The sequence below is a fragment of the Chitinophaga sp. 01L420 genome (genome assembly GCF_056399985.1).
The window spans coordinates 213,692-228,360 of sequence record NZ_JBFTSK010000015.1 but is presented as its reverse complement, the minus strand read 5'-3'; the positions used below and the strand labels follow the sequence as shown (position 1 = coordinate 228,360).

Genomic DNA, 14,669 nt, shown 5'->3' with positions numbered 1-14,669 from the left:
TCATTTTCTAGTCGGTAAAAAACCAACGCTTGGTTTTATGCTTACGCAGGTATTCGGCATCTTCGGCTGATTCTTCTTTCACAAAAATATTGCTGTCCTGCTTGCGTCCGATATAATCCAGTCTGCTCAGGCTTTCAAACAGTTTATTCACGGCCCGTACAAAAGGAATCATGGGTTGCAGACACTCTCTTATATCGAGGTGTTTATAACGGATATTCGCACAGTTGATCATCAGGTTTTCCAGCTCACCCTGCCGTAGTTCACACCATTCAGATAAGTAGTTGAGTAATTCTTCTTTCCCCGCGCCGGCGCGTTGGTCAATAGCGTTTTTCATGGTACGGGCGAGGCCGGCAATAATTTCCAGCATCTGTGCAGGTGCCTGATTCAGGGCCAGCCATCTGAATTGGGTGATGCGGGTGCCAAGGAACTGAACCATTTTTTCGGTGATATACAATACCACCAGTGCCAGGTCATTATTCTGATTTCTGCCGTAAATTTTTTGCACGATGTGTACGCCATAGAGTTCCATTTGTCCCAGGAACTGATCCAGCTCATGGTGGAGATCTATTAAAGCAGGATGCGCGCTCACAATGCTACATGGAGGGATGTAATCATCATCCATCTGCGGACGGCCATCCGCCACACTAATGCGGGCCAGCACCATCTGGTAGCTACCCAGCTGCCCGGATGGCAACTGAGAAGCGGGTGCTACATACAAACTATATTCCGGGGTAGCATAAGGCAGTCTTGGCGGATCTTCATCCAACAAAGGCTCGCCACTGGGTTGCCGGTTAAACGGGTTCACCTGTATGATCACATAATAGGTACTTTCTGTATGCTGCGGATCCCAGGTATAAGTAGCTTCCGGAAAAGTAGTGGCATATTTCAGCGAGTGTACGGTATGCTCCGGTACTTCTATTCTGCCACCACCGGGAGTTACTGCCCGACACTCTGTTAATTTAATACGCCACTGCTGTTGATTATCACTGATAAACCAGCAACGCAGGGATTCTTTATTTTCTGCTTTGGGAGGTAGCAGGCCATAGTTGAGCGCATGTATGCTGCAGGAAAGTGCATCCCTGATCTGATCCAGCAGCGCATTTTCGGTATCAATAAAATGCTGCTTCTTTATCTTCATGCCATCGACCCAGTTAACGGGAAAATGCTTTAGCGGTTCTGCCATAATGCTGCTTTTAGGATAACATAATTCTGTTGCAAATAATCACACTGTTTTCTTTGATACCATTCATAAACACCGCCTTGTGCGGGTCCAGTGTTTTAGCTCCCCCAAACCAACGTGGCTTCAGGTGAAATACCCAACCATAGGGCTGTCCGGTGTTATCTACAAAATCAATGGGGGTATTGGGATAACGGTCGTTATAGTCATTTATAAAATGGTAGAACAAATCACCCAGATCCATTTTAATCGGGGTACGTGMCCTGAAGTAGGTACGACTATTATCCAGTGGTCCCTTCTCCATTTCCAGGCCAATAACGATCAGGTCTTTCATCTCATCTTCATTTACCTCCGGCATGTCTTTATACATCGGATATTGCCACCACTTATGCACCTTCACCGGAATGGCCATCATCTTCTCAAAAGTTTTATAAACAAATGTGGGCAACACAAAGGAAAACATACTGGTAAGCATAGGATAATACAAAAAGGTATCCTTATCCAGGAAACGGTTGACCAGCACAAAGCCTACGCCGCCAAACAGCCAGATGGCCAATATAAAAGCCAGTTCGGATACCAGTGTTGTTTCATTGGCCCAGAAACGGGTATACATGAAATGGCAATGCACTACACCCAGGCCCAGAAACCATACTTCATAGAAAAAATACTGGTTCATCAGGTTTTGATGGGTAAACAGGAAAGGGATGGAACTGATAACGGCAAATACCAGCGTCATACACACTAAATACAACAGTGCTTTCTTTTTATAAAGGCTGAAATTTTTAATGTATCTGCTGAGCAAAGCCACTATGAAAGATCCTACGGCCAGTACGCCGGCCAGCATAAAATAAAACTTAGCAGTGTATCTCATAGTTCTGTTGATGTCAAGGTTTTTCGGGTTTGGGTACTAACATTTCTTTGGTTTTTCAGATGCCCGGTAACAGCAAAAATAATTCCATAATAAACAACAGCCTGCTATCAGAGATAAAAATTATATCCCATGATACCCTGATCAGGTTGCTTATCCGACATCACTACCCTCTTATCTCCCGGAGGCGGCAACAGTAACGTGTTAATTTCCACATCTGCCGGCAAAAAATAGCCATAACAGGTTTCCAGCAATTTGCCAAATGGCTGCCAGGGAAGATAATCGTATATACGTTGGCGTTTAACCGGACCGATGCTGACCGTTAACACGGGCATATCTGTATAACACTGCGTGCCTACCATGGCATCTACACCCAGCAAACATTCTCCCAGGGGAATGCCGCTACCGGTTGTTACCAGCTGTGGTTCGCGGTTCCAGGAAATATCAACGGTTTCTTCCAATACCTGCTCCAGGCATAATTTCACCAGCGACATATTACCCGCAATATGATGCATATAAGGCAACAGCTTCACCAGTCTGTTGGCTGCCGCCGCAGGAAGACCTGCCGGCAGTTCCCAGAACGCATGGAATAGCTGGTCTGCATCTTTACCAAATACATCAAACAACAAATGCTTTTCCCGCTGTTCCAGGTATACCCGTTGCAGAAAAAATTCATTCTCCAGGGGCTGGAAAAATTTACGGGCCTGCTGTTGCTGCTGCTGCTGCTTTTTATAACGGACCACCATTTCAGTCACCCCGCTTTGCCGGGAAGAAGTCTCCTGCTTAAACTCATGAAACATGCCCTGCGGCAAACGGTCATAGATACCATCCCGTGAAAGAGAGAAATTGATAAAAGGCTGATAAGGCTGACTATCATCCAGTTTTACATGAGTAATATCTGTGGTAAACGAGCGGGTAAATACATTTTTCATCTGTACCACCACTTCTTCCTCCCGCACATGATTATCCAGTAATTCTCCCACCACCACTTCTGCCCTGACATCATAGGGCAAAGCATTGACGTGATCAATTACTTCCTCCAGCACCGCAGCCTTCTCTGCATTGTTTACCATAAGGTATTATTTAGGTTTTTCTTATCCTGCTATTACTGTTAGCATAACTATCTTTCATCTATGGTTCCGGGCTAACAACTCAGTAACAAAAATAGGGGTTTGATTTAATTATTATGGCTTAAATTTTGATCCGTGGAAAAAATCTTTTTTACGTGAATTAACTCTGGTTATTTGTCTAAATTTATATTAAAATTGTAAAAACCTGAAAAACCGATGGCCCCCCGTAAACCCGAAAATGAACGTAAGGTTAACTCATTCCGACCTTTTGGTAAAATAGCCAGTCATGTTGACCCCATGGTACTCTGGACATTTCTTGGTCTGTTCCTTATCAGCGCAGCGCTGCTTGCCTTTCAGATGGACGGCAGGGAAGATTGCAGCAATACCGATATAGCACTCAGTCATATCCAGAACAGTAACAGTAAAGCTTATTCTGTAGGTGAAGTCATTACTTTTAATGCGGAGAATCACGACAAAAAAACAGGCAGCTACACCTGGGAGTTCGGTGACTCCAGCGCTAAAGCCACCGGCAGACAGGTATACCACTCTTTTAATAAAGCAGGCAGCTATATTGTGACACTGACCTCCGGTAAATGCAGTTGGAATAAGGAAGTGCTGGTCATCATGAATACCCCCGTTGCCGCCACCACCAATAACGCCGACGTATTCCCTGTTATTGATGGTCCTTCTGAAGCCTTTGCAGGCCGACCCGTCACCTTCAGCAACAAAACACCCTCTGCCACCAAATGGAGCTGGCACCTGCTGCAGGACAACGCCGAAATACATAGCAATTCATCGGTTACCTATACTTTCTCCTCTCCCGGCGAAAGAACATTGTYACTTATTATCAATGGCGACAGCAGCCATATGGTGCTCAAACACATTACCGTATTCCCGGCCCGTCCGGTGGAGCGTCAGGAAACACCTCAACCCGTTATTGACCTGAATCCGGCACCAGCGCCTGCGCCCGCCCCGGTACCGGTACCTGAAAAGAAGCCATCTATTTCTGACGAGGAATTTAAATACCTCCTCATCCAGGTAACGCTGAAACAGAAAACAGCTGCAGACTTCTCCCAGTATCTCTGTAATAATCTCAACGCCAGAGTGGTACTGAATGCGAATGATGTAGATAATTTCACACATTTCTGCTCCCGCATTTATGGCAAGAAAAAATTCAAAATAGAAAGGGTTAATCTCACCAAAACACCAAATGGGTGCGTAAATGAGATCCTGATCATGTATGACCGTAAAAAAGTGTTGGGCATATTTTAAGCTGCTATCATGAAAGGAAAATATTATAAACTACCCATAGACTTTTCTCAGTTGCTGCAAAAAAAAGATATGCCGGCCATTGCACTGGAAGAGTCGATAGAGCAACATATCCATCTGCTCATCACCACCGTACTGGGGGAAAATAAAGATGATGCCCAGTATGGCTGCCAGTGGTGGGACAGCGACTTTGATATCAAAGCCTCCAACAATGAAGTAAAAGAGCAGATAGAAAGCGCCGTCAAAACATCTATTGTTCGCTATGAAAAAAGAATAGCACAGATAAGGGTCGTGGCCGCTGTAAACCAGGAAGAACTGTTACTGCCGGCTACCCGCAAGATGAAGAAGAAAATCCGCGTCACGGTATCAGGAACCATCGCCAAAAACAATAACCCGTTCCAATACAGCAGTTTCTTCTACATCAGCCCGTTGTCGTATGATTGATCATTTGTTTATTAACACCACCCATGAAAGAAAAAAAAGAACGCATAAAAGACAGGATGCTGAAAACCGCCGCCCGCCTCTGGGGATACCCGGATGCGGAAGTGGAAACCTCCTTTGACCCGGTAGTACAACTCCTGCTGGAAGCCTGCGCCAGTGAGCTGGAAAAAATTTCCGGCGAAGTGGATGTTTCACATGCGCGACTGGTGGAAAGACTGGCTCAGATCATGATGCCGGAGCCCATCACCAGCAGTCAGCCTGCCTATGGTATCCTGCATGCCCTGGCCACCGAACCTGTAGCAGATATTCACGCCGATCATCAGTTCTATCATCACACCAAAACAGGTACACATAGCCGCGATCTTTTCTTTTCTCCTGTCACCAGCCATCGTCTTTTCCGCGGCCAGGTCCAATACCTTGCTATTGGCAACAAGCTTTATGAAACACGTGACAACTGGTTCAAGGAACAGATACTGCAGGGACAAACCTTTCCCGACATGGCCCCCAATCATTTATGGATAGGCCTGTCTATGGAAGATGTAGCACATTCCTGGGAAGGCATGTCGTTTTTCTTTGACCTCCGCAATGTGCACCAACAAGAAATGTTTTACCATTACCTGCCACTGGCGAGGGTATTTATTAACAATAAAGAGATCTCCATAAAAGCCGGGTACCATCATAGCCGCAGTGCAGCAGAAGAAGAAGTAGACAGCATGATCCAGGTAGCCGTGAATAACAATGCACGTTACAGTCAGCATATACTGCACCGTTTCCGCCGTCATTTCCTCACCGTCACTGATGCCCCTAATGCCAACAGTCCTGGCATTCCGGAAACACTGCTCCGCATTTTCGGCACTGACAGCAACCGGATCAACAAAGACGTGCAATGGCTGCGTATTGAATTTCCCGAAGCATTGCATCACACATTGCTGGAAGATTTGTACTGCAGCATTAACTGCTTCCCGGTGATCAACAAAAAAAATAACGAGCAGTCGATGAAGCTGAATCGTTATCTGAATATCATCCCCATGCAAACACCCGATATCTTTTTTGATATCAAACGGGTATATGACCTGGAAGGCACCGATTACTATGTACGTAACTTCTCCACCGCCGGACAAATGCAGGAAGGCGAACTGGTGATCCGCAGCAGCGGTATCGGCCGGTTCGATACCCGTGAAGCCAAAGAAGTAATCGCCTACCTGGTGGAAGTGATCCGGGATGAAAGTTCCCTGTTTGAAGAAGTGAAGAATGACTATGTGACTAACCGGATGCGGGAACTGCATCAACTGATTGCGTCTCTGGAGGAGCAATTGCAACCGGGCGCCAACAAAGGGAATATCCCCTACGTGATGGTGAAGCCTAAAGAAAATGCAGAATATATCTTCATAGAATTTTATTCCACCAACGGCACCGCAGCCAATAACATCCGTATGGGTACACGGCTGCTGGAATATGGCAGCATCAACACCCGCCCCAACAGTATTACTTTACTCACCAATACACAGGGAGGAAAAGACCGGCTGAATATTGATGAAAAGATAAATTTGTACCGCTCGCATTTGTTATCTCATAACCGTATTGTAACACCGGAAGATATCAAAGCACTCTGCAAAACTATCTTTGGAAAAGAGATGAAGGCAGCTGTTGTAGCCAAAGGCATTGCCCTGCAACCAGGTAGCGGCGCCAGCTATAGCCGTACACTGGATATCCGTATCACCCTGCATCAGGCTACGGAACGTTATCCTGTTGCCAATCTTCATTATATGAAAGAGGAGTTGCTGTTACAGCTGGAAGAGAAATCCAGTAATACATTTCCCTACCGGGTATTTGTAAATGAGGCGCTGGTATAATATTTCTTTAACCGTCATTCATCAGCATCCGCTGATAAATGACGGTATCTGCATATGCTTCGCCGGCGAGGCGCCGACAACCAGTATTATTTTACTTATACATAAAAAAGAGTGATGCAATATCCGGCATCCCTGCCATATCCTGCCTACCTGGCCGCTACAGTAGTAACCGGCCCACCACCCAAAAATGCATTACTCCTGTTATCACCTACATTTCTCAACTGCACCTCTCCGCCTGTTTTCAACAAACCGGCAGGTACCCCCTTTTTCCCGTCTGCAGCATAAAGCACCACGGTATTACCAAAGCCGAGGTCTACGTATATGCGGCTGCTGACCAACCATCCTTTACCGGAGAGACTGGAATTTTTACGTATATACACACCGTTAGCCTGCAGGTCATCCAGCAATTGAATGCTGACCAGCTGTCCATCTTCGAAGGCGCCGTTATTTTGCAGGCGGGCGGCGTAAACGACCACTGCGTGTTTGACGGGTGCAGTTTTACCCAATGCGATACGGATCGTATTAAAATCCTTGTCTCCGGTTTTACTAACCGGGGCAGGTGTGGCGAATACAGATCCGCTGTTGGAATTTTTACTGAATACGTTATAGCCAAAGCCTGGCATATATAATTCCGGGCTTTCAAAAAGCTGCTTGATCGCAATGATCTTGTAGATATACTGGGCAGTTTCATTATTGAGCAACAACTGGTAGTAGTCGCTGCTCCCCTGCCGTTTTATATTTTTGGAGATGTTGCCCGATCCGGCATTATATGCTGCTGCGGCCAGTGTCCAGGAGTTCAGCTGATCATGCAACAGCCGTATTAGTTTACAGGCAGCATGTGTTGCTTTAATCAGGTGATTGCGTTCGTCATAACCAGCGCTGACCGTCAGGCCCAGCTCCGCAGCCGTGCCAGGCATAATCTGCCATACGCCCTGGGCACCTACCGGTGAGGTAGCATTACTCAGACCGCTTTCCACAATGGGCAGGTATTTAAAATCCAGCGGTACATTGTATTGCTGAAGAATCGGTTCTATAATGGGGAAATACTGTTCGGCTTTCAGGCGCAATGCAGGCAGGTAACCCTGATAGCGAAGGTTGCGCTTAATCACATCCATGAGACGATAGGAAACAAAATCTCTTTCCATCGGTACAACTTCCCCGCAGAAATCCACCTGTTGTGCTATCCCGGACCGGGTGAACAACAGGAATACAAGTAACGTCAAAACAAAACGTGTCCTCATTGTTTGGCCAACATGTATTTAGGAAGTACCGTTACCGGCACATATAATACCACCTGTTGTTTCCCTTCTGTTGTTTGCAGCACAATAATTACCTCATCGTCTTTCTTATATTGTTTGGAAGGCACTACAAATACCTCGCTGGCCTCTTCTCTGGGGGCGATGATAGTAGGTCCTTTCTTATAAAGGATGGGCATGGTATGCAGTAGTGAGGTGTCTTTTTTCTCCTTGTGGATCAGACTGGCCTTCACAATTTCAAATGGTTCTTTGCCTTTATTGCGGATGCGGAAGCAGAAGTAATTCATGCTACTCAGCGTCATGGCTTGTGCATATCCAACGCTGATACCATCTACCTTCACTTCGTACTGGTGATTTACTTTATGATCTTTCCCGAAGTCTTCCGCAATTTTACCAACGGTAACAGTATCTACGCTGATAAGGTTGCCGGTTTCTTCCGGCAAATTAGCCAGCTGTTCATCTCCGCTTCTTTCTCCCCTGCCTGGACGCGGTGCCTGTGGCGTTGCTTCCGGCGTGGTGAAGGCGCCGGTGGTCTTGGACTTACCGGATAAGGTGTATTTCAGGCGGGACAGATCCGCCTTATCATGATACGCAATGATCATGTAATGAATATTTTCGCCTTCCCGGACAATCAGGTTAGTTGGGCGTGGGGCCGCAGTAATGGGACGCAGGAATACCATGTTTCCATCCACTATGCGATAATCATAATCTGTATTCTTTCCGTCGCCGATCTGAAAAGTACTGATAGGGGCGCCGGAAGTAATGAGCGTTACCGCTCCTTTGGTAGTCAGAATACTATCTGTACCTGTTTGGGCTTTTACGGATAACCCGGCACTTGTAATTAACAAACAAAGCAGTAAACTGCACAACACTCGTTTCATCTTTAGGTCAGCTTTTACCTTTAAAAAATGTAGGGATTCTCCGGCTGTCAGCTTTCGGGCATATACACGAGCTGTTTAAAGCATCGTTAAAGCCCAAAAGCTGACCACTGAGGGTTATTTGCCATCCTGCTCGTAGGTAGTATCCCAATCAGTAGCTTCATCTCCTTTTTGACCCTCCATTTTGATCAGGAAGTTCTTGGCAGGGAAGTAAGGCTTGAGATGGATATCCAGGTGGATCCGGTCTTTCTGTATCGGATCCTGCTCAAAGCGACGGATGTTAAAGTCTTCAATCAGCTTATCAGGACCGGTGATGCCATCCAGGAAGCGGATAATCTGCTTCATCAGGTCCTTGCGTGTATTGGCATTGAAGTTTTCGAAGGCACGGCGGTTCAGGAAGTCCATCAGCACCTTGGTCACGAAATCGAATACCCGCACAACAGAATAAGTTTGCAGCCCCAGGTTATCCCCGTTGAACAGTGTTTTAGCACTGAAGGCCATTACTTTTCCGTATTCTTTCACCATGGGTACCAGTCCCATTTTTTCCAGGCTGGCAATTTCACTTTTCTTCAACTCGAATTTCACCCCATCCACTTCGTTCATGCCGCCGAATTTTTTACCGGCAGTTACCTGCGACATGAGGGTTTTATAGATCTTACCTGCCAGTGCACCGGAAGGCGGTACATACAGATGATCCTGCTCTCCTACTTCATCAAATTTGCCACGGCCTACCAGCCAGTTGCAGGACATGATTACATTGGAGCGGTGGATTTCGCCACCGGTAAGATTGGCCTGCTCAAACATCTCCATCACGTCATCCGGTGCATCCAGGTGTGCGAAGTCCGTTACCAGCATGGCTTTATTTTCATGGGCAATTTTCGCCCATTTCTCTATCACCTTATTGGAGCCCAAGTAGCCGGGAACAACAAGCAGACTGTAGTTGGTACGCAGATCCAACCGGTCATAGTTGCTCACCAACTCGTTGTTGACAGCGTCAATGAAACGGGTATTATCCAGGTCTTTCAGCTGCTCCAGTTCCACGTTGATAAAGGAGATGTTCTTTACCTTGTCGGATTCTGTATTCTTGAAGAAGAGTGCCACATTCCGGTAAGACTGTTCCAGTTCACGGGTGGAGTCCACTGCTTCACCCAGATTGGTTGACAATATCTTTCCGGCTTCTTCCGCGTGGGAAGCACAGTAGTCCACCATTTCAGGCAGCTCTGTTGTTTCGGACAATACTTTTTCCCAGAGGGACAGTACTTTTTTGAGTTTATCTCTTTCTGTTTTTTTGCCGGCTTCTGTCAAGAATATATTGCGGCGCGCCTTACGCTCGGGGTTAAGGTTTTGTGCACCTTCAACGGTACCTTCCAGGAGGTCAAAGCCGCCATACTTGGCAAGATCTTCAATATTTCCGCTGAGGTTAACTTCCTGCTGTGAAGACAGGCCATCATTTTGCAGCTCCTGGTTTTTCTGTAATTCTGCCATAATCAGTGAGGTTATGTTCCTGAATGGGGGAACTGTTAATTATTTGGTATTAAGGTCTTTCATCATGCCACGAATTGCGCCTAATATCGCTTTGCGGGCATCCGGATCTGCCAGGGCTGATTTCAGAATTTTATTCGTCTTCAGCTGTTTCATAATTTTCAGGTATTGTTCCTTTTCAGTAGCCAGATCATTGAGGAAAGCACTTTGTTCTGTAATACCTTTTATACCGAAATCACCCAGGTGATGGAATTGTAACTTTTCCGGCACAGTGCGACCTTCTGCATCATGGAAACTTACATTCACGGCTGGTTTGAAATGTTCAAAAACAGCTTCTACGGAAGTAAGCCCTTCCACTATTTCAGGTTTAACAGGTGTTTGCTGGGTTAACTTTTCAGCAAACAAGGTACGGTTATGCGAAATTTCCGCGATGGCTTCGTTGGCGTCCAGCTTCACTTCTGTGCCGCCAATTCCGTAGTTGTCATTCATTTGAGATAAATTTAGAATTTTGGAATCTGACAATCATCAATTTATTGTCCAGTCTAGCTGATCATTTTTTATATCCAGTGTTACAGTCATATCTTTTCGCAGACTACCACCTATGATCATGCGCGACAATGGTTTACGCAACTGACCCCGGATCACCTCCCGCAGCGGGCGGGCACCATACTGAGGAGAATAGCCCATCAGCGCCAGATGCCGGCGGGCATCCGCAGATACAGTTAAGCTGATCTCCTGCTGCTGCAATAGTTGCAGTAAATGTTGTAAATGGATATCAAAGATTTTCTCCACGTTTGCCTGCTGAATAGGACCAAATGGAACAATCTCTGTAAGTCTTCCCAGGAACTCCGGTCTGAAATGACGGGCCATCAGTTCCATCAACTGCTGCGATGCAGGGATCACATTCTCCTGAAAAGACCTTGCAATCGCTTCACTGCCAATGTTGGAAGTAAACAACACCAGCGCATTGGAGAAATCGCCTGTTTTTCCCAGCCGGTCATGAAGTTTTCCTTCATCCATGATCTGCAAAAAAATATCGAATACAGAGGGATGTGCTTTTTCAATTTCGTCAAACAGTACCACTGCATAGGGCTGTTGCCGTATTTTGTTGACCAGCAACCCACCTTCTTCATAGCCCACATATCCCGGAGGAGCGCCATACAACAGGGCGGCGGCATGTTCTTCTTTAAACTCTGACATATCAAAGCGGATCATGCAGCGTTCATCCTGGAACAGGAAGTCCGCCAATGATTTTGCCAGTTCCGTTTTACCGGTACCTGTTGGTCCCAGGAAAAAGAAGGAACCTATGGGCTGTCCGGGCCTGCTGAGGCCGGATCTTGACTCCAGTATGGCATCCGCCACTGCTTTGAGTGCATGGTCCTGTCCTACTACCCGCTTACTTAACTGCTGCTCCATGTTCACCAGGCGCTCTCTTTCCTGGGACTGTACTTTTCCCAGGGGAATGCCGGTGATAGCGGCAATCATGGTAGCCAGATCTACTGGAGTCACTTCTTCGTGTGGAGTGGTTGTTACAACAGAAAGCTGCTCCAGTAGCTGTTGCAGGTAAAGTTGTATGTCCGCAACCGCTGTCATTTTACTGACATCCTGCGGAGTATGCAACCGGGCAGCTAACAGGGTACCTAAACGTTCTGTCATTTGCCGGTGAAACCATTGAAAATCAGTTATTTGTAAGGAGTCCTTACCATTAAGAGATTCCAATTCCAGTTGTAAAGTTTGTAATAACCCGGCGCCGGTGTCCTGCATGGCGCGTATAGCCGCCATGGTACGGTCCAGCAGGTTAATAGCACTGTCTGGCAAAGATCTTTCTTTCAGATAGCGCCGCGACAAGCGGATGGATTCGTGTATGCTTTCGGGTGATACTTTGAGCTGATAGAAATTTTCATATACCGGTACAACTGCGCTCATCATGCGACCAGCCAGTATTTCATCGGGCTCCGTCAGTGTAACAGTTTCAAACCGGTGCCGCAGAATGGCATCCGGCTCTATGAGCTTACGAAACCCTTCCGGTGTGGTGGTGCCGATGAGAATAATTTCACCCTGACCCAATGCAGCTTTGATAACATTGGCCATACCTCCACCGGATTGCTTGTCCAGCAGACTGTGAAGATTATCGATAAAAAGTATATGCTTACCCGTTTGTTTAAGCTGCTGAATAATTTGCAGCAGGCGGTCTTCCAGTTCGTTTTTATAAGCAGCCCCAGCTATAAATGCACCGTAATCGAGTGCATACATTTCTGACGACTGCAACTGCAGTGGCACCTGTTTTTGTACGATAGCACGGGCCAGTCCTTCTACCAAAGCGGTTTTACCTACTCCGCCATCCCCGATCACCAATACACTGGCGCGGTCTTTACGTGTAAGCACTTCCGTGATGCTCCTGATTTCTCCATCACGGCCTATCACCGGATGAAACGTTTTCAGCAGTTGCGGATCTGTAATGCGATATACATATTTCAGTGCGCCGGGTTTAATACGGCTGGTGGTGGAGTTATCCGGTGCTATGTCTTTTCCACTTTTTCCGGCAGCTTTTAATTGCTCCCGTGTAAAAGGAAATGTTTTCAATTGTTCGTAGGAAAAGCCCACACCTGGTGTGCACAGTGCCATGAGCAAGGCCCAGGCATCCGCTTCTCCGAGATCGTTTTCTGTTGCTATGCTGATGGCTTCCTGTAGTACTGCTGTTGCCGCTTCATCCGGTTCCGGTTCATCCGGAATACGCGATGCCCTGGGCATCTCATCCAGTCGTACTTCCGCCCACTCTTCCAGGTAATATACATCCAGGTTCAATTGATGCAATGCAGGTGCCAGCCCTGTTTCTCTGTGTAAACAGGCGCGCAATAGATGCGCAGGTGTATACTGCGAATGATGATAATCTTTTGCAATGGCTGTTGCTATCCTTATGGCGGATTGCAATGCAGGGCCAAATATGGTCAATGTTGACAGGGTCATTTGGATGATACCAGGTTTTTCAAATATTAAGTTAACAATTACAATTACTATTTGGGCGCCCCTCTTAGGAGGCAAAGTAAAGATACAGCGAAAACATTTACATAGAATTCAATCTAAAAAAAAACTCGTTCGGGGTATACCATTCTATGCATAATCGGATATTATACGTATTTAACGTCCCTCACAATACACTACCATAAAGGGTTACAACGAATATAAAAAATATCACAACATATTATTTAAATTTTATTTTTGATGCTAAAATCTGGCAGAAAAATAAAATTTAAAAGGAAATTATTGGGAGGATGTCTACCTATTAAATATGACACAGACATTTTTTCTATCTCCTTAAAAAAATTATGACCTGGAAAATGCCCTGCTTGTCCAGATACTTCTATTGTCCTGCAGATCTTCCGCCAACTGCAGCAGTGACATAAAATCGAGATAAAAATTCTTCAGCATCTGCCGGTCCTGCAGTGATCTGTTCAGGGTTGTTTCAAAATAGTCCATCCCATGGCCAATACCGATGTAAACGCGGTTATTATAAAAAGAAATAAATAGTCTGGCAGTGCTCCTTTCCTGCAGGCGGATGATTTTTTCCATTAGTCGTTGCGTCAGCAATTGCTGCGCTTCGTTTGGATCCTGGGCATATACCATGAATAATTTATTGAAGGCTGCATCCGCGGGCAGCACCTTTTTGCCGAGGTCCCAGGTTTGAATAAATCCATTGTCGGCTGCAGTGCTGGAAAACAAGCTTTCCATTGCGGAATTACGGGAAAGAATATACACAGGGGTGCTGAAATAGCGCAGGAACTGTCCAATAAAATAGCTGCCGGAGAAGACAGTATCAGGCCCCTGCCCGCGTACCGTCACCAAAGGCATATGCGTCACCAGGAGATCGCAGAACTGGAAATTCATCTCCCCTGTTTTACCATAAACCTGGTCATTGCCACTGATGCGATAATTTTTCTTCGCAAACAAACCACTTTCGGTAAATTCCTCATAGCTGGCATAGTTGAGCGGCTGATAAGTATAGGAAGGATTGATAAAACCAATAATGGGCTTTACAATTCTTGTTTTAAAATCATGCTGAAAATCTACCGCATCGTCTACTCCTTTTCTTTTCATCATAACATAGCGGATCGCGTAACTGCCGAGCGTAAACAGCAATACAATACCCACTAYCAGAAATGCCTGGTTCCCAAAACCGGTGTTGGTGGTGGCTGCCGGCGCCTGCTGAGTGGCAACCCTGATCATGAAATAAATAAAGATGGCAAACGGAATCAGGCAGGCAGCCCACATCCAGCGCGTCCAGTTGCGACCGGAAATGCGTTTTTGTTCCATGGCCAGCAGCTCATTGCTGAGCTGCTGATCCAGGAAGGTATTAAATTCTTCCAGTGTTTTCATG

General features: G+C 46.2%; 12 protein-coding genes. 3 read left to right on the top strand and 9 right to left on the bottom strand.

Going from position 1 to position 14,669, the window contains the following annotated elements; all coding sequences use genetic code 11:
- Positions 1 to 7: 7 nt before the first annotated feature.
- From AC1DP6_RS16980 to AC1DP6_RS16970, 3 genes are all read right to left on the bottom strand, one after another.
- Positions 8 to 1,183, bottom strand: a complete 1,176-nt coding sequence (locus AC1DP6_RS16980) for a hypothetical protein (RefSeq protein WP_441574617.1) — start codon at positions 1,181 to 1,183, stop codon at positions 8 to 10.
- 10 nt (positions 1,184 to 1,193) lie between these two features.
- A complete protein-coding gene (locus AC1DP6_RS16975; protein WP_477055892.1) occupies positions 1,194 to 2,048 on the bottom strand; it encodes a TssN family type VI secretion system protein in 855 nt (284 codons plus the stop codon).
- A gap of 107 nt (positions 2,049 to 2,155) precedes the next feature.
- Entirely contained in the window at positions 2,156 to 3,118 is a 963-nt protein-coding gene (locus AC1DP6_RS16970; protein ID WP_477055891.1) for a hypothetical protein, read from the bottom strand.
- A gap of 213 nt (positions 3,119 to 3,331) precedes the next feature.
- Here AC1DP6_RS16970 and AC1DP6_RS16965 point away from each other — a divergent pair, with 213 nt between their 5' ends.
- The 3 genes from AC1DP6_RS16965 to AC1DP6_RS16955 are packed head-to-tail and all read left to right on the top strand — an operon-like array spanning position 3,332 to position 6,678.
- Entirely contained in the window at positions 3,332 to 4,387 is a 1,056-nt protein-coding gene (locus tag AC1DP6_RS16965) for a PKD domain-containing protein (RefSeq protein ID WP_477055890.1), read from the top strand.
- Positions 4,388 to 4,396: 9 nt separating this feature from the next.
- Positions 4,397 to 4,828: a GPW/gp25 family protein gene (locus AC1DP6_RS16960; RefSeq protein WP_441574621.1), complete on the top strand. Its 432-nt coding sequence runs from the start codon at positions 4,397 to 4,399 to the stop codon at positions 4,826 to 4,828.
- A gap of 23 nt (positions 4,829 to 4,851) precedes the next feature.
- Positions 4,852 to 6,678: a hypothetical protein gene (locus AC1DP6_RS16955; protein WP_477055889.1), complete on the top strand. Its 1,827-nt coding sequence runs from the start codon at positions 4,852 to 4,854 to the stop codon at positions 6,676 to 6,678.
- A gap of 146 nt (positions 6,679 to 6,824) precedes the next feature.
- On the opposite strand, the gene AC1DP6_RS16950 is transcribed toward AC1DP6_RS16955, so the two are convergent.
- The 6 genes from AC1DP6_RS16950 to AC1DP6_RS16925 all read right to left on the bottom strand — a co-directional run bounded on the left by AC1DP6_RS16950 (position 6,825) and on the right by AC1DP6_RS16925 (position 14,668).
- Positions 6,825 to 7,919: a lytic transglycosylase domain-containing protein gene (locus AC1DP6_RS16950; protein WP_477055888.1), complete on the bottom strand. Its 1,095-nt coding sequence runs from the start codon at positions 7,917 to 7,919 to the stop codon at positions 6,825 to 6,827.
- Positions 7,916 to 8,815, bottom strand: a complete 900-nt coding sequence (locus AC1DP6_RS16945) for a hypothetical protein (protein WP_477055887.1) — start codon at positions 8,813 to 8,815, stop codon at positions 7,916 to 7,918. The genes AC1DP6_RS16950 and AC1DP6_RS16945 overlap by 4 nt, the downstream gene beginning before the upstream one ends.
- Positions 8,816 to 8,929: 114 nt before the next feature.
- A complete protein-coding gene (locus tag AC1DP6_RS16940) occupies positions 8,930 to 10,297 on the bottom strand; it encodes a DUF5458 family protein (protein WP_477055886.1) in 1,368 nt (455 codons plus the stop codon).
- 39 nt (positions 10,298 to 10,336) lie between these two features.
- On the bottom strand, positions 10,337 to 10,783 hold the full coding sequence (locus AC1DP6_RS16935; RefSeq protein ID WP_441574626.1) for a hypothetical protein: 447 nt from the start codon (positions 10,781 to 10,783) through the stop codon (positions 10,337 to 10,339).
- Between the two features lie 36 nt (positions 10,784 to 10,819).
- Positions 10,820 to 13,261 carry an AAA family ATPase gene (locus tag AC1DP6_RS16930; RefSeq protein ID WP_477055885.1) on the bottom strand — a complete coding sequence of 814 codons (2,442 nt, stop codon included), beginning with the start codon at positions 13,259 to 13,261 and terminating at the stop codon, positions 10,820 to 10,822.
- A gap of 357 nt (positions 13,262 to 13,618) precedes the next feature.
- Positions 13,619 to 14,668, bottom strand: a complete 1,050-nt coding sequence (locus tag AC1DP6_RS16925; protein ID WP_477055884.1) for a DUF3137 domain-containing protein — start codon at positions 14,666 to 14,668, stop codon at positions 13,619 to 13,621.
- Position 14,669: the final 1 nt, after the last annotated feature.